We start from the raw sequence: 17,885 nt of genomic DNA, 5'->3' as shown, positions 1-17,885 counted from the left end.
CGTCACACAGGCCGTGTACGCCCCTCCCAGTACGGCTCCCGCAACCGCCGCTTGTACAGCTTCCCGTTGGGATCCCGCGGCATCTCGCAGACGAAGTCCACGCTCTTGGGCCGCTTGTACGCGGCGAGTTGCCCCGCGCAGTGGTCGAGGATCGTGGCGGCGAGGGCCGGCCCCGGCTCCTGGCCGGGGGCCGGTTCGACGACGGCCTTGACCTCCTCGCCCCAGTCGTCGTGCGGGATGCCGAAGGCGGCGGCGTCGGCGACGGCCGGGTGCGCGAGCAGGACGGACTCGATCTCGGCCGGGTAGATGTTGACCCCGCCGGAGATGATCATGTCGATCTTGCGGTCACGGAGGAAGAGGTAGCCGTCCTCGTCGAGGTAGCCGAGGTCGCCTACGGTGAAGAAGTCGCCGATGCGGTTCTTCTTCGTCTTGGCCTCGTCCTTGTGGTAGGCGAAGCCGCCGGTGTTCATCTTCAGGTAGACGGTGCCGAGTTCGCCGGGCGGGAGCCGGTTGCCGTCGTCGTCGAAGATCGCGAGTTCGCTGATCGGCCAGGCCTTGCCGACCGTGCCGGGCTTCTTCAGCCAGTCCTCGGCGGTGGCGAAGGCCCCGCCGCCCTCGCTGGCGGCGTAGTACTCCTCCACACAGGGCCCCCACCAGTCGAGCATCGCCCGCTTCACGTGGTCGGGGCAGGGGGCCGCGCCGTGGATGGCGTGGCGCATGGAGGAGACGTCGTAGCGGGACCGGACGTCCTCGGGGAGGGCGAGGAGGCGGTGGAACTGTGTGGGGACCATATGGGTGTGCGTGCAGTCGTGGGTGTCGATGAGGCGGAGCATCTCCTCCGGGGTCCATTTGTCCATCAGCACCAGGCGGTGGCCTATGTGCAGGGACGCGCCGGCGAACTGGAGTACGGCGGTGTGGTACAGCGGCGAGCAGACGAGGTGCACGTTGTCGTCGAACGGCCTGATGCCGAAGATGCCGAGGAAGCCGCCGAGGTAGGACTCCTCGGGTGTCTTGCCGGACAGGGGTCGCCGGATGCCGCGCGGGCGGCCGGTGGTGCCCGAGGTGTAGTTCATGACCCAGCCGAGGGTGCGGTCTGCGGGCGCCGACTCGGGTTGCCCGTCGAGGAGTTCGGCGTACGGCCTGAAGCCCTCGACCGTGCCGATCGCGTACCGGTGGGTGCCGGGCAGGCCGGCCTCGTCGGCGGCGCGGCGGACGGGGTCGGCGAAGCGTTCGTGGGCGAGGAGCACCTTGGCGCCGGAGTCGGCGACGATCCAGGCGATCTCGGGGGCGACGAAGTGGTGGTTGACGGGCACCAGGTAGAAGCCGGCCTGGCTGGCGGCGAGGTAGGCGGTGAAGAACTCGGGGCTGTTGGGCAGGACGACGGCGAACGCGTCGCCGCGTCGCATCCCGGCCGCGCGCAGGCCGTGGACGAGACGGTTGGCGGCGGCGTGCAGTCGGGCGGCGGTCCACTGCTCGCCGTCGGGGGCGACGAGGACCGTGCGGTCGGGGTCGGCCGTGGCCTGGGCCCAGAAGCCCGTGGGGGGTGTGCTCGTCACTGGCCGCTCCTTCCGGCGATGCGGTTGATGCGGTCGACGGACCGCTCGAAGCCGCGGGTGAGGTCGTCGAAGACGGCCTGGACGCTGCGTTCGCTGTTCATCCGGCCGACGATCTGGCCGACGGGCGTGCCGAGCAGCGGCCCGACCTCGTACTTCTGGATCCGGGAGACGGCCTCGGCGACCAGGAGGCCCTGGAGTGGCATGGGGAGGGTGCCGGGTCCGTGCGGGTCGTCCCACGCGTCCGTCCACTCCGTGCGCAGTTGGCGTGCGGGTTTGCCGGTGAGGGCGCGGGAGCGCACGGTGTCGCCGGAGCCTGCGGCGAGCAGTTTCTCGGTCAGCGCGGGTGAGTGCAGGTCCGCCTCTGTGGTGGTCAGCCATATGGAGCCCAGCCACACACCTTGGGCGCCGAGTGTGAGCGCGGCCGCCACCTGTGGGCCGCTTCCGATCCCGCCGGCCGCCAGCACGGGCAGTGGGTCGACGGCTTCCACCACCTCCGGGGTGAGCACCATGGAGGCGATGTCACCAGTGTGGCCGCCCGCCTCGTAGCCCTGGGCCACCACGATGTCGATGCCCGCCTCCTGGTGCTTGCGGGCGTGCCGGGCGCTGCCCGCGAGCGCGGCGACGAGCACGCCCTGGTCGTGGGCGCGCTCCACGACGTCCGCGGGCGGCGAGCCGAGGGCGTTGGCGAGCAGCCTGATCGGGTAGTCGAAGGCGACGTCGAGCTGGGTGCGGGCGACCTGTTCCATCCATCCGGTGATCCGCCAGCCGGCCGCCTCCCCCTCGGCCAGCTCGGGTACGCCGTACTTGGCGAGGGTGTCCTTGACGAACTGCCGGTGGCCTTCCGGGATCATCGCCTCGACGTCTGCCTCCGTGACGCCCTCGACCTTCTTCGCGGGCATGACGACGTCCAGCCCGTAGGGGCGGTTGTCGACGTGTGCCTCGATCCAGTCGAGGTCGCGCTTGAGGTCGTCGGGTGCGGTGTAGCGGACCGCGCCGAGCACTCCGAAGCCGCCGGCCCGGCTGATGGCCGCTGCGACGGCGGGGAACGGCGTGAAGCCGAAGATGGCGTGCTCGACTCCCAGTTTCTTGCTCAGCTCCGTCTGCATGGGCGCAGGATGCCGCAGTCCTCCGGACGACGGAAGGCCTTTTCTGATACACCGTCAGATCTCTTGCGGTCACCGCCCCGTTGACACGGGCCACTCCTGACACGAAAGTTTCACCACACAAGGTGATCCCGGAAAGATACTTTCAGCCTGCGCGGCGGGAGGAACCTCGATGACCGAGGGCAGAAGAGGACTGACCAGACGTCAACTCGCCCGAGGAACGCTGGCTTTGGGTGGAGCATTGGCCTTCGCGCCCTTGCCGGCCGGACCGGCGGCAGCTGCCGCCTTCTCCTCGGGCCGCACCACCCTGCGATACGGCTCCCCCGAACGCGCCGGTCTTCTCCCCGCCCCGCTCCGCCGCCTGGTCACCGACGCGGAAAGGTTCCTCGGCCCCTCCCCCGCGCACCCCTGGTACGCGGGCGCCGTCCTGCTGGCCGGGCGCGGCGGCACCGTGGCGCTGCACGAGCCCATCGGGATGGCGCTGCGGTATCGGGCGTACGATGACAAGACCGACACCGGGGTCGAGTTCCCGGCCGAGCAGCAGATCCCGATGGCCCGGGACAGCGTCTTCGATCTGGCCTCGGTGTCCAAGCTGTTCACCTCGATCCTCGCGGTGCAGCAGATCGAGCGGGGCGCGCTGGGGCTGGAGGCGGCGGTCGCCTCGTATCTCCCGGACTTCGGGCGCGCGGGAAAGCAGGACATCACGATCCGTCAGCTGCTCACGCACACCTCGGGGTTCCGCGCCTGGATCCCGCTGTACGCAGCGCCGACGTACGAGGGGAAGCTCGAACTCGTCTGGAACGAGGCGCCGCTCAACCCGCCGGGCAGTACGTACCTCTACTCGGACCTGAACCTGATCTCCCTCCAGCTGGTCCTGGAGAAGATCACCGGCCGCCGGCTGGACGCCCTCCTCCATGACGAGATCACCGGCCCACTCGGTATGCGCAGGACCCGCTACAACCCGCCCGCCGCCTGGAAGCCCAAGATCGCGGCCACCGAGGACGCCCGCAAGCCCTGGTCCGGCCTGGACCGGGGGCTCGTGTGGGGCGAGGTGCACGACGAGAACGCCTTCAGCCTCGGCGGAGTCGCCGGCCACGCGGGGGTGTTCTCGAACGCGTGGGACCTCGCGGTCCTCGGCCGGACGCTGCTCAACGGCGGGGCCTACGGCAGGCGGCGCATCCTGGAGCCGGAGTCGGTGGAGCTGATGTTCACCGACTTCAACACCGCCTTCCCGGGCGACGAGCACGGCCTCGGCTTCGAGCTCTACCAGCACTGGTACATGGGCGCGATGGCCACCCCGCGCACGGCCGGTCACACCGGCTTCACCGGCACCTCACTCGTACTGGACCCGACGACCGACTCGTTCCTCGTCGTGCTCGGCAACTCGGTTCATCCGGTGCGTAGTTGGCGATCAGGGTCCGCGCCCCGGGTCGCGGCCGCCGACAACATGGCGCGCGCCGTGGCGGTCCGCCCGCGCCACGGCCGTACCGCATGGTTCTCGGGCATGGCGACCGCCACCACCGCGACCCTCGCGCTCCCCGCCCTCGACACGTCCGCGGGCGAGGCGTGTCTGCGCTGCGCTCTGTGGTGGGACACCGAACCCCGGGCCGACCTCCTCGTGCTGGAGTCCACGACGGACGGCGGAGTGACCTGGCAGCCGCTCCCCTTCACGACCGTCCGGCACGGCGAGCGACCGCAGGACCACCCAGGCGGCACGGTCACCGGCTGGTCGGGCCGGGTCTGGCACCGTCTCACGGCCCGGCTCCCGGCGCACCGTCAGCTGGCGCTCCGCTGGCGGTACGCCACCGACCGGCTGTACGTGGGCCGTGGCGCCTACGTCGACGGCCTGCGCGTCGAGGCGGCGGACCGCGTCCTCTTCGACGCGTCCCGCCCGGCCGACGCGGCCCGCGTCACGGCGAGCGGCTGGAGTGCCTCCGCCGACTGATCAACGGTCCGACCGCCATGCCTGACCGCCCGTCAGTCGGCGGGCCGCTCCAGCACCGCCATGGCCGCGTTGTGCCCGGGCACCCCGCTCACCCCTCCCCCGCGCACCGCGCCCGCCCCGCAGAGCAGCACATTGGCGTGGGAGGTCTCCACGCCCCAGCGGCCGGTGCCCTCCTGGGCGTACGGCCAGGTCAGCTCGCGGTGGAAGATGTTGCCGCCGGGCAGGCGCAGGTCGCGGTCGAGGTCCAGCGGGGTCTTCGCCTCGATGCAGGGGCGGCCGTCGGCGTCGGTGGCCAGGCAGTCGGCGATCGGCTCGGCGAGGTGCGCGTCGAGCTGGGCCAGCGTCGACTTCAGCAGTTCGTCGCGTACGGCGTCGTTGTCGCGCTCGAAGAGCCGGGCCGGGGTGTGCAGGCCGAACAGGGTCAGGGTCTGGTAGCCCTGGGAGACCAGGTCGGGGCCGAGGATCGTGGGGTCGGTCAGCGAGTGGCAGTAGATCTCGGACGGCGGCGCGGCGGGGAGTTCGCCGGCGGCGGCCTGGGCGTGGGCGGTGGCCAGCTGGTCGTAGCCCTCGGCGATGTGGAAGGTGCCGGCGAACGCCTCGCGCGGGTCGACGGAGGTGTCGCGCAGCCGCGGCAGGCGCTTGAGCAGCATGTTCACCTTGAGCTGGGCGCCTTCGGCGGGGGTCGGGGGTGTGTCGCCGGTGAGGTCGGCCAGGTCCCGCGGGGAGGCGTTGACCAGGACGTGCCGGGCGGTGGCGACGCCCTCGCCGTCGGCCGTGCGGTAGGTGACCTCGGCCGTACGGCCGTCCGTGTCGATCCGTACCGCCTCGTGCCCGGTGACGAGGACCGCGCCCGACTGGCGTGCCGCGGCGGCGAGGGCGTCGGTGAGGGCGCCCATGCCGCCGACGGGGACGTCCCAGGCGCCGGTGCCGCCGCCGATCACGTGGTAGAGGAAGCAGCGGTTCTGCTTGAGCGAGGTGTCGTGGGCGTCGGCGAACGTGCCGATCAGTGCGTCCGTCAGGACCACGCCCCGCACCAGGTCGTCCGTGAACCGGTCCTCGATCGCGACGCCGATCGGCTCCTCGAAGAGGGTCCGCCAGGCGTCCTCGTCGTCCACCCGGCGGCGCAGTTCCACGCGGCTCGGCAGCGGTTCGATGAGCGTCGGGAACACTCGCCGGGCGACCTCGCCGGTCATGGCGTAGAAGCGCTGCCAGGCCGCGTACTCGCGCTCGCCGCCGGTCAGTCGTGCGAAGGCCTCCCGGGTACGTCGTTCGCCGCCGCCCACGAGCAGTCCGGTCGGGTGTCCGTCCCGCTGCACGGGGGTGTAGGAGGAGACGTCGCGCGTGCGGATCCGGAAGTCCAGGCCCAGGTCCCGCACAATCTTCTTCGGCAGCAGACTGACCAGGTACGAGTAGCGGGAGAGCCGGGCGTCGACGCCGGCGAAGGGCCGCGTGGACACGGCGGCGCCTCCCGTGTGGTCCAGCCGCTCCAACACCAGCACGGACCGCCCGGCCCGCGCCAGGTAGGCGGCGGCGACCAGGCCGTTGTGGCCTCCGCCGACGATGACGGCGTCGTACGTACGGCTTGCGGGGCTCGACTCGTGTGCAGGCATGGTTCTTCGTAACACGTGTTGATCTAGGTCGGCCAGACGTGCGGGCGTCCGGAGTCACGGCCCCGCCCGTCGTCCGCACGGGCGACCGCGACGGACTGCTCACCGCCCTGCCGCCCGCTGCTGCCGCACCGCCGCGACTCTCCGGTACAGCTCGGCCGCTTCCGCCTCCCGCCCGAGCTGCTGGAGGCAGTGGGCCTCGTCGTTGCGGCTGGCGAGGGTGTCGGGGTGCTCGGCGCCCAGGACGCCTTCGCGGGCGGCGGCGACCCTGCGGTACTCGGTGAGCGCGTCCGGCCAGCGGCCGAGCCAGCCGAGGCTCACGGCGACCTCGCGGCGGCTGACCAGGGTGTCGGGGTGGTCGGGGCCGAGCACGCGCTCGCGGATCGCGCACACGTCACGGGACTCGGCGAGGGCCTCCTCCCAGCGGCCGAGGCGGCCGAGGTTGACGCCGAGGCCGTGGCGGGCGCGGAGGGTCTCGGGGTGGGCCGGGCCGTGGACGCGGGCGCGGTCGTCGATCAGGTCCCGGTAGAGCTGGAGCGCCTCCGCGCTGTGGCCGAGCCGGCCGAGGCTGATACCCACCTCGTAGCGGGCGGCGAGGGTGTCGGGGTGGTCGGGGCCGAGGGCCCGGGCGCGGGCCTCGGCGACCTCGCGGTAGGTCTGCAGGGCCTCGGCCCAACGTCCCAACTGACCCAGTGCATAAGCGACTTCGTAGCGGGTGACCAGTGTGTCGGGGTGCTGCGGGCCGAGGACTCGGGCGCGGGCGGCGGCGACCTCCTCGGCCATCCGGTACGAGTCCTCCAGACGGCCGAGTCTGCTCAGGTTGAAGGCGAGGTTGTGGCGGCAGCGCAGGGTGTCGGGGTGGTCGGCGCCCATGGCGCTCTCCCGTGCCGTCAGGACGGACGTGTAGACCTGGTGCGCGTCGAAGTGACGGCCCAACTGGCCGAGGACGTACGCCATTTCCTGCCGGGCGGCGAGCGTGTCGGGGTGGTCGGGGCCGAGGGCGAGGCTGCGGGCGCGGGCGACGTGCTTGTACTCGCGCAGGGCGTCGGCGGCGTGCCCGGTGCGGCTGAGGGTGAAGGCGAGTTCGTAGCGGCTGGCGAGGGTGTCCGGGTGGTCGGGGCCGAGGAGGTGTTCGCGTTCGGCGGCGACCGCGCGGTGCACCTCGCCGGCCTCGGTCCAGCGGCCCAGCCGGCCCAGGCTCAGTCCGGCGTTGTGCCGCCCGGCCAGTGCGGTGAGTCGCGCGGCGGACGGGGCGGGCGGTCCGCCGGGGGCGGCGGTCTCGTCGGGGCGGCCGGTGGTCGGGCGGGGGATCCACTCGCCGGTGAGGCCGGCCGAGGCGTCGGGAGGCGTGGTGCGCAGTCCGGCGCCGGTGGCCTTGTGGCCGGTGGTCATGCCACGGGTCCAGGACGGCAGACGGGGCGTGCGGGCCGCGGTCGCCGGGGGCGTGAGATCGGGCCGCGGGGTCACCACGGTCGGCACGTACGCCGGTGTCGTACGGCCCAGACTGATCCGGCGGCCCAGCTCGCGTCCGTCGTGCGGGCGTTCCTCCGGGCGTTTGGCGAGCAGGTCGAGGATGACCTTCTCGAAGTACTCGGGCAGTTCGGCGCGATGGGTGCGCGGCGGCCGGGGCGGGGTGTCGCGGTGACCCACGAGGATCGCCCAGGGGTCGTCGAGGTCGAACGGCGGTACCCCGGTGGCGATCTCGTACAGCACGCAGCCCAGCGAGTACAGGTCGCTGCGCTGGTCCACCTCGTCGCCGCCGATCTGCTCCGGCGACATGTAGTGCGGGGTGCCCATCGCGATGCCGGTGCCGGTCAGCCGGGAGGTGAAGCCGATGTCATGGGCGAGACGCGCTATGCCGAAGTCGCAGATCTTCACCGTGCCGTCGGCGAGCCGCATGATGTTCGCGGGCTTCAGGTCGCGGTGCACGATGCCCTGCTGGTGGGTGTAGGCGAGGGCGGCGGCGACCTGGTCGGCGATCTCGACGACGTCCGGGACGGGCAGCGGGTGGTGCTTGTTGTCCTCCAGGAGCTGGCTGAGGTTGCGGCCCTGGAGCAGTTCCATGACCAGGAACAGGACCCCCTCGGCCTCCCCGAAGTCATGGACGACGGTCACGCCGCGGTGCTGGAGCGCCGCGGCCACCCGGGCCTCGCGGCGAAACCGCTCCCGCAGGACCCGCGTGAACGAGTTGTCGTGCTGCGGTCCCAACGGCTTGAGGCACTTCACGGCGACATGCCGGCCGAGCGACTCGTCGCGGGCGCGCCACACCTCGCCCATACCGCCGCGCCCGATCAGATCGAGCAGCCGGTACCGGCCCTGGATCAGCCTGCTGTCCCCCATCTCCCGCGCTCGCCCCCCGTTGTGGTCCGCCCCACCCTCCCCGGCTCGTCCAGTATGGCGAGCTATCGCCCGAGTTTGTACGGTGCCGGGCGGGAGCCCGGGCCGAGCCGGGCCATGGCGCGCAGGATGTGTTTGGGCGGGAGTTGCCAGCGCAGACGTGCGGGAACACAGCGCAGCAGGGTGCCTGTGGCACACAACTGACGGGTGACGGTGGCGGGTTTCGGGGCCGGTCTGCCGTACAGCTCGTGGGCGTACGGCGGCAGGGCGGCGTACGCCAGGTTCGCCACGCGCCGCCAGAGCACCTCGCGCGCCGGGACGAGCAGGGGGTGCGTCGGCGGGCGGAGCAGGAAGTCGTCCACCGCGCGTGCCTCGGTTCCGCATGCGAGCTCGGGGCGCGCCTTCTCGAAGTACGCCGCCATCTCGTCCTGGTTCGCCGGTACGGCGTCGGGGTCGAGGCCCACCAGGCGGGCGCTGACGCGGTGTTCGGCGATGTAGCGGTCGGCCTGCGCGTCGGTGAGGCGGAAGCCGGAGCGGCGGGCGACCTGGAGGTAGGAGTCGATCTCGGCGCAGTGGACCCACAGCAGCAGCGCGGGTTCGTCGACGCCGTACCGCTCCCCCGTGGCCGGGTCGGTGGCGCCCAGCATGCTGTGGATCTTGCGGACCCGGGCGCCGGCCTTCTCGGCGGCCTCGGTGGTGCCGTAGGTGATGGTGCCGACGAAGTTAGCGGTGCGCAGCAGCCGGCCCCAGGCGTCCTGACGGAAGTCCGAGTTCTGCATGACGCCGCGCACCGCGCGCGGGTGCAGGGCCTGGAGGTAGAGCGCGCGGATGCCGGCGACCCACATCATGGGGTCGCCGTGCATCTGCCAGGTCACCGAGTTGGGGGTGAACAGGCCGGGGTCTCCGGTGTCCGCAGGCAGGAAACGCCTGATCCTTCTCCGGCTATCTCCCACAGGAGATCCTCAACCGCGACGTCATCCCCGGATCGTTCCCGGAACGCCGCCGGGTCATGCCCTGGGGCTCACTCAGCGTGAATCCAGGGGTGGGTCACCAGGGCATCGCCCCGTGGCGGTCACGGAAGGTCCCGGCAGGCCCGTCCGCGCCGAGGGTGGCGAGTTCGACGATCGCGTCGGTTCCCTCGGTCACCGTCTGCGGGCCGCTGTGCCCGTTGAAGTCGGTAGCGGTGTAACCCGGGTCCGCCGCGTTGACCTTCACGTCCGGCCAGGACTGCGCGTACTGCGTGGTCAGCATGGTCACGGCGGCCTTCGACGCCGTGTAGAGGGCGCGAGGTTGCGGCCCTCGGCGCGCTCGGTGTCGTGGGTCAGCACGAACGACGCCATGCCGCTGGACACATCGATCAAACGGCGGGCGGTCTCGTACCCGAGGGACTTGTTGGCTCCGGTGATGTTGTCGTCATGCCTTCACTCTCGGCCCGTGCCGGGAGGACAACCAGTGCTCCCCGCGACGGTAGGACAGCCAGTACCAGGCACAAGGGCTGCGCGGCGGACACAATGGTCCAGTGGACGAGACCCTTGGCACGGCATAGCGCCGCTGGCGCGACCGGCTTGCGCCCGCGGACGTCGGGCGGACCTCGCGGCCCGGACGACGTGCGGTGGGACTGCGACGCGAGGAGCTGGCCGAGCTCGCGGGGCTGTCGGTCGACTATGTGGTGCGGCTGGAGCAGGGGCGCGCCACGAGCCCTTCCGCGCAGGTGGTCGCGAGCCTGGCCAGGGCACTGCAACTGCAGCCCCTGGAGCGCGATCACGCCTACCGGCTGGCCGGCCTGCTGCCTCCCCAGGAGGGAAACGGTCTCCACGCACGTCCCGGCCGGGGTCCAGCGGATGCTGGCCCGTCTCGGGGAGTTCCCCGTGGGCGTGTTCAGTGCCGACTGGACCTTGCTGTCCTGGACCCCCGCATGGGCGGTGCCGCTGGGCGACCCCAGCGCACGGACCCACGACGAGCGGAATCTGGTGCGGGCGGTCTTCGCCACGGGGCGCTCGGGGCTCGCGGCCTGGCCCGTGCTCCACGACGGCGACGCCCTGAGGCCCGCCCTCGTCGCCGATCTGTGCACGGCTCTCGTCGACTACCCCAACGACCGCGCACTGACCGCCCTCGTCGAGGAACTGCGGTCCACCAGCGCGGAGTTCGCCCGACTGTGGGACGAGGGTGCGGTCGGCCCGCACGTCTCGGCCCGCAACCGACGCGGAGAGGCTGGAGTTCCTCTGGGTCACGGGCGGCGTCAGCGCCGACGGCCCCTCACCTCCGGGTCCCGGCCTGCTCTCCACGCCGTGACGGTGTGCCGCCTGCGCGAGCACGCGGCCGTGTGACCACCGCCGTTAAGTGTCTCCTGCGCATCACGTTGACCTGCGCTTCTGCCAACCAGCTTCCGCGGCACGGTGCGCGGTCTGCCAAGGATTCTTGGCACATCCGTAGGGGCTCATTGATTTTCCTGCCCTACGCCGGAGAAGGCCTCCTCCCGCTCCCTCACTCGTCTGCATCGGCACATCCCCCACCACGACGTCACCTCGGATACTCCCCGGGGCGCCTGGATCAATCACCCGAGAGCGCTCCGCAGTCTCCTCATGGCCAACGACGCTGCTGCTGTGAGCGCACCACCAGACCGTCCGCCCTCCTCCGCCCGGAGTCGCTGCCTTGCAGCACCTCATCCCCGGCCTGTGCGCCTTCGCCTACACCGTCACGTTTCACGGGAGTGACCAGTGAAAGCTCAGCGCACCAAGTCCCGGCCCCTGGCCCAGGCATGGCCAGCCACTGCCCAGGCCGCTCCGCGGACGGCAGGTCAGCGTCAGACGGAGCTGAGATCAGTCGGCCAGGGCCACTGCCGAGGCCCGCAAGGCTATCCCCTTGCGGGCCGAACGCGCCGTGCAGGCCGGGGTCGGGCAGGAAGCCGAGCCACCCCGACCGGACATCAGCGGATGTACTTGGCGGGTTTGGTGGCGGCGTTCAGCAGATACTCCAGAGGGCCGCGGCGGAAGAAGCGGGACCAGATCGTGGCGAACACGATCGCTGTCAGGATGTACGTGAGCACGGGTACCCAGGACGTCGTGGTGCCGGCGCCGGAGGCGGGCCAGGCGGACTGGGCGAGGAAGTGACCTACGTAGACGGTCAGGGACATGGTGCCCACGGCGATGACGGGTTTCGCCAAGCGGCGCAGTAGCGGCAGCCGGTCCATCGCCGCCGTCGCGGCCACGATCACGAGGATCGCGATGCCCGCGCAGCCGATGGTGTCGAAGGTGGTGCCGGTGTGGGACACGGCGCCCAGCAGGTCCGCGGCCGACAGCTCGGGCCCGCCGGGTGCGCTGCCCATGGGGCCGGAGACCGCCGAGCCGCCGCCCATGGAGCCGGAGACCGCGTAGCCGCTGCCCATGGAGCCCCGACCGGAGCCGCTGGAGGGTCCCCCACCTGCGCCGACGTTCCATACCGCGCTCGCGCCGGTCAGCAGTGTGGCCAGGCCGTAGGCGGCTGTGGCGAGGCCGGCACCGAGGACGGCCAGGCGCCGCCGGACGACGGGGGCGGACAGGTCGAGGCGGGCCAGAGCCATGCCGGTGGTCACGAACGCCATCCACGTGATGGTCGGGTAGAGGCCCGTCAGCAGCAGATCGAGTACTCCCACGGTGCTGAGGCGTTCCAGCGGGTCGTAGGCGTTGACGGTCTGCTGGACGGAGTCGCTCAGCCACATCTTCAAAACGAACGCCAGCTGCGGCATGACCAGTGCGATCCCGGCCGCGATGAGCGCCAGTGTCCTTGCGCTCAGTCGTACCAGGAGCAGTGCGAGGAGGAAGTAGACGCCGTAGTAGGCGAGGATGATGATGTCCCCGTACTCCATCGCCAGCACGGTGCCCAGGGCCAGCAGGATCACGGCGCGGATCGCGATGCGGGCTTTCGCCTGTCGGCCCGCCAGGCCGGCCTTCGGCTCACGGCGGCCGGCGATCAGCATCAGCGAGAACCCGGCGAGGGTGGCGAACAGGGCCGAGGAGCGTCCCTCGGCCAGGAAGTACACCCAGCTGCCGACGCTGCCCTGGGGGGAGTCCATCGGGGCGATGTGCACGATGTACATGCCGAACACCGCCAGCGCACGGGCCAGATCCAGCCCGACCAGGCGTCCCATCGAGGGTCCGCCCGAGACTTGCCCGGCGGATTCGGGCGAGGCCTGCGGCGGTGGGGGCGCGTTCCTCTGCGGAGCCGACAGCTCCTGCGGCGGCTTTACCTGTGTCATACGGCGAATCCTTCGGTGCCGCCAGGAGGTGGAACATCCGACAGGTTTCGGCAACGCCCCCGCCGACCGGCTGGGACTGCCCCGCCGACCGACGGAACCGCGCCGCGCCGACAGCCCGGCGGGCCCGGCCGGCACACTTCCTCTAATCGATGACGGCGTTGGCCACGACGACCGCCAGCCCGAGCAACGCGTCCACCTGCCGATCTTCAAGGCGGAATCCCTCGTGCGCCCGGCGGCGCGGCCCGTGAACATGCCTCAGGCGAACAGCAGCACCACGTTCACGGCGAAGGCCACGTACTCGATGCCCACCGAGGGCCACCACTCCCAGGCCGCGCCGAGCAGCAGGACCAGGGGCGCGCCGTCGCAACGACCGAAGTGAGTGACGCCGAGCTTGAAGCGTGGCGGATGGCGGCGATCCCACCATCGGAGTCGGCCGCGCCGTATCCCCGTCAAGACCCGCCTTGCTCTGGACCGGCTGGCCGAGCAGGGCCTGTCGGTGCCGGTGCTCGTGGCCGATGCCGACTACGGCCGCACGCGGCGTGCCGAGTCGCGCTGGAGAAACGCGGGTTCGGCGGGACGGTGACCTGGCCGGGGAACTCCTTGGCCAGCCCGGCATACCCGGCGTCGGCCTGGGACTTCACCGACGGGTGAAGCCTGAACTGCTCGGCGATGCCCTCAGTGCGCACGGCGGTCTGGTCGTGCATTCGGCCGGGCCGTACGACCCCGGACAGCAGCATCCGGCCCTGTCCGTCGCTGAACGTGGTGGTCTTGATCGTGTTCTGCTTCCGCTTGCCAGAGATGAAGGCCCGGCGTCCGGGGCGGCCCGTCTGCGGGCGTCTGACCTGGGTCTCGGCTCCGTCGAGCCGCAGTTCGACGGCCTCGGCCTCGGCGTAGGCGGAGACGTCGGCGAGCGTCCGCAGTCGTACCCCGGGCCGGTCGGGCACCGCGAAGCCGCGTGCCGCGAGCAGCGGGCGGACCTGCCGGATCGCCGCCGAGACGGTTGAGCGGTCGACACCGAAGAGCTCGGCCAGGACCTCGTGCGGCAGCTGATGGCGCAGGTGTACCAGCGTGAGAAGCAACCTGTCGTACTGAACCAGCTTCGGCTTGCGTCCTGCCCCGGCCGCCTGCTTGCGTTCACGACTCCGCGCCATGCGCAGCGTGGACTGTCGGGCCGCCTCCCACGGGTCGGCGACTTCGGCGAACAACTCGCCGAAGTGTGCGCGGGAGACACCAGACGGGGCAGGATGGGGAGCAGGCCGTGCGGGCCCAGGTCAGCTTCACAACTCACCTAATCCGCACGGCCCTTCTCATGTCACTGCCGACCGGCCCCGCCGGCACTTCCTCCAGGTCGCAAGTCAAGGGGGTAGTCATAGCGTATGAACCCCTTGAAGCTCGCCACCTTGTCGTACAGTGCGCGGGCGGCGGTGTTGTCCTCCTGAGTGGTCCAGTAGAAGCGGGATGCCCCCCGCTCCCGCGATGCATCGGCCACCTTCTCGATCAGCATCCGCGCCGCGCCTCGGCCGCGTGCCGCCTCGTCGACGAAGAGGTCCTGGAGGTAGCAGCTGTCCTCCATCCAGAACGTCGGGTGGAACAGATAGTGCGCGATGCCGACCAGCTTCCCTTTCGACCAGGCGCCGATGCCGTGGAACTCCGTACCGCCCCGTAGCCGCTGCCAAGTCTCCTCGTAGCCCTCGTCCGGCACCGCGGTGCGGTAGAACGCCTTGTAGCCGCGCGCCAGCACTTCCCAGGCGGCGCGATCCTCCTCACGCAACGAACCAATGTTGATCACGACTGCCCATCCTCACCCGAGAGCCTCAGCTGGTCTGCCGAACTGCCGATCTGCCGAACACTGTCAGAGTTGTCCTGGCGGGCCGTGCCGTTGCCCGTGCGGCTGCGAGGCACCGCCAGCAGGCTGAGGACGTCGTACGGACGCGCCGCCACCGGGTGAGCCCCGACTCGGACACCGGCGCGTGCACCCCACCTGGCGTGCATTCCCAGCGATCCTGCGGCGTTGGCACAGTCGAGGTCCACTTCAGCGTCACCCACATAGGCGGTTGCCTCGGCCGGAACCCCGAGCTGCCGCAGTGCCAGCAACAACCCGTCCGGCGCCGGCTTGGGCCTGTCAACCTCGTCGCCTGCGACGACCACGTCAAATCGAGCGTCGATTCCGGCGGCAGCGAGCATACTCAGAGCCACTCGCCGGGTGGCCGCCGTGAATACGCCCAGCCGCAGGCCCGCATCGGCGACTTCGTCGAGCAGGGCCGGTATGCCAGGGAACGGCCGCAGCTCGGCGACGGCCGGATCCAGGTGGGCGTGGAAGCGCTCGACCTCGGCGGGGCCGCAGGTGCGGCCGAGGAAGTGTGCAAGAACCAGGTCTGTGTGGCCGACATGCCAGCCGGCGACCACCTCATCCGGGGAGACCGGCGGGCCACCGAGCGAACGAATCGCCTCGGCGTACGCCCGGGACACCGTGGGGACGCTGTCCAGAAGCGTCCCATCCATGTCAAACACAACTGCACGCATGACTCACGATCCTGACTACGTCGTCGCGTTCGACGCCAGGGCCACTGCCCAAACACTGGCTACATTCAGCGCGTTCTATGTCACGGCAGGCCAGCACGTTCGGACCTCAATTTCCCCCGGGGTCGTAAGCGCAGCGGGTGACGATGATGCCTTCGCCCCCCGTGTGGAACCTTGCCACTCGCACCGCCAGGTCGTTCGCCTCCGACCAGGTGCACGCGATGCTCAGCTTCGACAGTTCCTCGGGGAAGGTCGCGAGCAGCCGCTCCGCGTAATCGACCAGGGCTTCCTGGACGTAGCGCGTGTTGGTGTTGACGGCCGTCATCTGGCGGGCTAGCGCCTCGGCCACTTGGGGGTGGGCGTCCGACGCAGGGGGCACCCCCTACTGGCTCGACACCGTTCCCCAGGGTCCGGACCGGTCCCGGACCGAGATCGGGGGGAATGTGGCGATCATCGGTGCCGGCGTCGATGGCGTCCACGGCTGACCGTCTCCTTCGTCAAGTCGGTGGAGATGGCAGCCCCCACGGCACCCGGATCACGGGTGCCATGGGGCTGCGGAGCATGGCGCGGTGTCGGTGAGGAAGAACCGAGACCCCACCAGCCTGCCGTGGCTGCTTGCCGTCCCAGACTCCCTGCCCCGCCAACTGCTGGATGTCCTTTGCTGTCGGTGACCAGGAACTGAGAGGCAGGCGCCGACGGCAGGAACTGCTTCACACCGCTGTCCTGCCGAAGATCCGTCCTGGCGGCCAGGCTGGAGACATCGAAGCCCCCGGAGACTGACGGCCACCCTTGACCGGGCCGCTGGTGGACGTAGCGGGATGGACCCTCACCCCCGTCCGGTCGCTGCGTTGCCCGGCCAGGACGCGGGCGAGCCCTGCCGCTCGTGGCGGCTCGCTCAGGTGTGGAAGCCGGGCAGGGACAGGTACTTGAGCTGCTGGTACTCGTGGAGGCCTTCCGGTCCGCCTTCGCGGCCCAGGCCGGACTGCTTGATCCCGCCGAAGGGTGCCGCGACCTCGGAGACCAGGCCGCGGTTGATGGCGACCATTCCGGCCTGCAGACGGGCGGCGACACGGCGGGCGCGATCGATGTGGGACGTCATCACGTACGACGCGAGGCCGTGCTCGGTATTGTTGGCCACCGCTATGGCCTCGGCCTCGGTGGAGAACCGGTGGATGGCGGCGACGGGGCCGAAGACTTCCTCGTGCATGATCGCGGCGTCGGCGGGGACGTGGTCCAGCACGGTGGGGGCGGCGTAGTGGCCCGGCCCGTCAGGGATGTCCGCCTGGCCGACGACGACGGCACCACGGGCCACGGCGTCATCGACGAGGTGGCGGACCTTGTCCACCGCGCGGTGGTCGGCCAGCGGGCCGAGCTCGGTGTCCTCCCGGTCCGGGGCACCCACCCGGATGGCGGCGATCCGCTCGCCCATGGCGGCGGCGAACGCGTCGGCGATTGACTCCTGGACCAGGAACCGGTTGGCGCCGACACAGGACTGGCCGCCCAGCCGCATCTTCGCGATCATCGCTTCGCGGACCGCGAGGTCGAGGTCGGCGTCGTCGAAGACCAGGAACGGCGCGTTGCCGCCCAGCTCCATCGAGGTGCGCAGCACCCGGGCACCACTCTGCTGAAGCAGCAGCCTGCCGACCGGGGTGGACCCGGTGAAGGACAGCTTGCGCAGCCGGGGGTCGGCCAGCATTGCCGTGGTGACCGCTGCCGCGTCACTGCTGGTGATCACGGTCAGGACACCCGCGGGCGCGCCGGCCTCGCGTGCCAGCTCGCCCAGTATCAGGGAGGACAGAGGGGTGAGTGCGGCCGGTTTGAGTACGGCGGTGCAACCTGCGGCGAGGGCGGCGGCGGCCTTGCGGGCGGCCATGGCCAGCGGCACGTTCCACGGGGTGATCAGCAGGCAGGGGCCGACCGGTTCGGCGACGGTGACGATGTGACTCTTGCCGTCCGGGGAGGGTGTGCTGCGTGCGTGAGGGCGCACCGCCTCCTCGGCGTACCAGCGGAAATAGGCCGCGGCGTAGTCGACCTCGCCCCGGGCTTCGGTGATCGTCTTGCCGATCTCCAGCGTGATGATCCGGGCCAGACGCTCACGGTGTTCGGTCATGGCGTCGGTGATCCGGTGCAGCACGGTCGCCCGGTCCCGCGGGCTGGTGAGGGCCCACTGGTCGGCGGCCGCGGCCGCCGCGTCCAGTGCTGTCAGCGCGTCTTGTGCGCCGCAGTCGGCGACGGTGGCGATGACTTCCTCGGTCGCGGGGTTGCGCACCTCGAAGGTGCGCCCGCCGGTGGCGGGTTGCCAGTCGTGGGCGAGGAAGCCACGGGGGACGGTTTCCAGGGCTGCGGACTCCACTGAGGAAGCGGTGAGCGTGTCAGTCATGCGCGTGGCTCTTTCGCTGGTCGCAGGATGGTGTGTGAGAGAGCACGATCGGTGGGTGGTCATACGGCCTCGCCTCCCGGGTTGGCGACACCGACGGTGTTCTCGACGGAGAGCAGGGAGTCCTGCCTGCCGGAGCCGAGCCAGCGCACCAGGGCCACCAGGCCGAGGGCGAGGATGGCGAAGGCGATGAGGATGGCGCTGAC

Annotated in this window: 14 protein-coding genes and 2 pseudogenes; 3 read left to right on the top strand and 13 right to left on the bottom strand. The window is 71.1% G+C overall.

Going from position 1 to position 17,885, the window contains the following annotated elements; translation table 11 throughout:
• Positions 1-2 precede the first annotated feature (2 nt).
• Both ACFZBP_RS38165 and ACFZBP_RS38160 read right to left on the bottom strand, forming a co-directional pair.
• Complete coding sequence (locus ACFZBP_RS38165) at positions 3-1,556, bottom strand: acyl-CoA synthetase (protein WP_383452514.1); 1,554 nt, start codon at positions 1,554-1,556, stop codon at positions 3-5.
• A complete protein-coding gene (locus ACFZBP_RS38160; protein WP_391420456.1) occupies positions 1,553-2,662 on the bottom strand; it encodes a nitronate monooxygenase in 1,110 nt (369 codons plus the stop codon). The genes ACFZBP_RS38165 and ACFZBP_RS38160 overlap by 4 nt, the downstream gene beginning before the upstream one ends.
• Before the next feature lie 169 nt (positions 2,663-2,831).
• Here ACFZBP_RS38160 and ACFZBP_RS38155 point away from each other — a divergent pair, with 169 nt between their 5' ends.
• Positions 2,832-4,604, top strand: coding sequence for a serine hydrolase (locus tag ACFZBP_RS38155; protein ID WP_391420453.1), 1,773 nt, complete (start codon positions 2,832-2,834; stop codon positions 4,602-4,604).
• Positions 4,605-4,636: 32 nt separating this feature from the next.
• On the opposite strand, the gene ACFZBP_RS38150 is transcribed toward ACFZBP_RS38155, so the two are convergent.
• From ACFZBP_RS38150 to ACFZBP_RS38135, 4 genes and pseudogenes are all read right to left on the bottom strand, one after another.
• Complete coding sequence (locus ACFZBP_RS38150; RefSeq protein WP_391420451.1) at positions 4,637-6,214, bottom strand: FAD-dependent oxidoreductase; 1,578 nt, start codon at positions 6,212-6,214, stop codon at positions 4,637-4,639.
• A 99-nt stretch (positions 6,215-6,313) separates the two neighbouring features.
• Positions 6,314-8,551 carry a tetratricopeptide repeat protein gene (locus ACFZBP_RS38145; protein WP_391420448.1) on the bottom strand — a complete coding sequence of 746 codons (2,238 nt, stop codon included), beginning with the start codon at positions 8,549-8,551 and terminating at the stop codon, positions 6,314-6,316.
• 62 nt (positions 8,552-8,613) lie between these two features.
• Complete coding sequence (locus tag ACFZBP_RS38140) at positions 8,614-9,411, bottom strand: oxygenase MpaB family protein (protein ID WP_383452948.1); 798 nt, start codon at positions 9,409-9,411, stop codon at positions 8,614-8,616.
• Positions 9,412-9,595: 184 nt separating this feature from the next.
• Positions 9,596-9,909, bottom strand: a pseudogene (locus ACFZBP_RS38135) (SDR family NAD(P)-dependent oxidoreductase); the annotation flags it as partial.
• Positions 9,910-10,160: 251 nt separating this feature from the next.
• Between ACFZBP_RS38135 and ACFZBP_RS38130 the strand changes: the two are divergent.
• Positions 10,161-10,253 (top strand): annotated as a pseudogene (locus tag ACFZBP_RS38130) (helix-turn-helix domain-containing protein); the annotation flags it as partial.
• Between the two features lie 163 nt (positions 10,254-10,416).
• Positions 10,417-10,875, top strand: coding sequence for a hypothetical protein (locus ACFZBP_RS38125; protein ID WP_391420446.1), 459 nt, complete (start codon positions 10,417-10,419; stop codon positions 10,873-10,875).
• 599 nt (positions 10,876-11,474) lie between these two features.
• On the opposite strand, the gene ACFZBP_RS38120 is transcribed toward ACFZBP_RS38125, so the two are convergent.
• The 7 genes from ACFZBP_RS38120 to ACFZBP_RS38090 form a co-directional block, all read right to left on the bottom strand.
• On the bottom strand, positions 11,475-12,782 hold the full coding sequence (locus ACFZBP_RS38120) for a DUF418 domain-containing protein (protein ID WP_391420443.1): 1,308 nt from the start codon (positions 12,780-12,782) through the stop codon (positions 11,475-11,477).
• A gap of 255 nt (positions 12,783-13,037) precedes the next feature.
• Positions 13,038-13,235, bottom strand: coding sequence for a hypothetical protein (locus ACFZBP_RS38115; protein ID WP_391420441.1), 198 nt, complete (start codon positions 13,233-13,235; stop codon positions 13,038-13,040).
• Complete coding sequence (locus ACFZBP_RS38110; RefSeq protein ID WP_391420439.1) at positions 13,232-13,987, bottom strand: transposase family protein; 756 nt, start codon at positions 13,985-13,987, stop codon at positions 13,232-13,234. Before ACFZBP_RS38110 ends, ACFZBP_RS38115 begins: the two co-directional genes overlap by 4 nt.
• Before the next feature lie 107 nt (positions 13,988-14,094).
• Entirely contained in the window at positions 14,095-14,571 is a 477-nt protein-coding gene (locus ACFZBP_RS38105; RefSeq protein ID WP_391420437.1) for a GNAT family N-acetyltransferase, read from the bottom strand.
• On the bottom strand, positions 14,568-15,305 hold the full coding sequence (locus ACFZBP_RS38100) for an HAD-IA family hydrolase (RefSeq protein ID WP_391420434.1): 738 nt from the start codon (positions 15,303-15,305) through the stop codon (positions 14,568-14,570). The genes ACFZBP_RS38105 and ACFZBP_RS38100 overlap by 4 nt, the downstream gene beginning before the upstream one ends.
• A gap of 106 nt (positions 15,306-15,411) precedes the next feature.
• Positions 15,412-15,627: a hypothetical protein gene (locus ACFZBP_RS38095; protein ID WP_391420432.1), complete on the bottom strand. Its 216-nt coding sequence runs from the start codon at positions 15,625-15,627 to the stop codon at positions 15,412-15,414.
• A gap of 570 nt (positions 15,628-16,197) precedes the next feature.
• Complete coding sequence (locus ACFZBP_RS38090) at positions 16,198-17,682, bottom strand: NAD-dependent succinate-semialdehyde dehydrogenase (protein WP_383452491.1); 1,485 nt, start codon at positions 17,680-17,682, stop codon at positions 16,198-16,200.
• Positions 17,683-17,885 lie beyond the last annotated feature (203 nt).

The sequence above is a fragment of the Streptomyces sp. NPDC008086 genome (assembly GCF_042957325.1).
Classification (GTDB): domain Bacteria; phylum Actinomycetota; class Actinomycetes; order Streptomycetales; family Streptomycetaceae; genus Streptomyces.
This window is presented reverse-complemented; position numbering and strand designations above follow the sequence as displayed.

What these genes read in the sequence shown, in the direction of transcription:
- ACFZBP_RS38155 (WP_391420453.1), top strand. Translation starts at nt 2,832, where the DNA reads ATGACCGAGGGCAGAAGAGGACTGACCAGACGTCAACTCGCCCGAGGA.
- ACFZBP_RS38160 (WP_391420456.1), bottom strand. Translation starts at nt 2,662, where the DNA reads ATGCAGACGGAGCTGAGCAAGAAACTGGGAGTCGAGCACGCCATCTTC.
- ACFZBP_RS38150 (WP_391420451.1), bottom strand. Translation starts at nt 6,214, where the DNA reads ATGCCTGCACACGAGTCGAGCCCCGCAAGCCGTACGTACGACGCCGTC.
- ACFZBP_RS38095 (WP_391420432.1), bottom strand. Translation starts at nt 15,627, where the DNA reads ATGACGGCCGTCAACACCAACACGCGCTACGTCCAGGAAGCCCTGGTC.
- ACFZBP_RS38120 (WP_391420443.1), bottom strand. Translation starts at nt 12,782, where the DNA reads ATGACACAGGTAAAGCCGCCGCAGGAGCTGTCGGCTCCGCAGAGGAAC.
- ACFZBP_RS38100 (WP_391420434.1), bottom strand. Translation starts at nt 15,305, where the DNA reads ATGCGTGCAGTTGTGTTTGACATGGATGGGACGCTTCTGGACAGCGTC.
- ACFZBP_RS38145 (WP_391420448.1), bottom strand. Translation starts at nt 8,551, where the DNA reads ATGGGGGACAGCAGGCTGATCCAGGGCCGGTACCGGCTGCTCGATCTG.
- ACFZBP_RS38140 (WP_383452948.1), bottom strand. Translation starts at nt 9,411, where the DNA reads ATGCACGGCGACCCCATGATGTGGGTCGCCGGCATCCGCGCGCTCTAC.
- ACFZBP_RS38090 (WP_383452491.1), bottom strand. Translation starts at nt 17,682, where the DNA reads ATGACTGACACGCTCACCGCTTCCTCAGTGGAGTCCGCAGCCCTGGAA.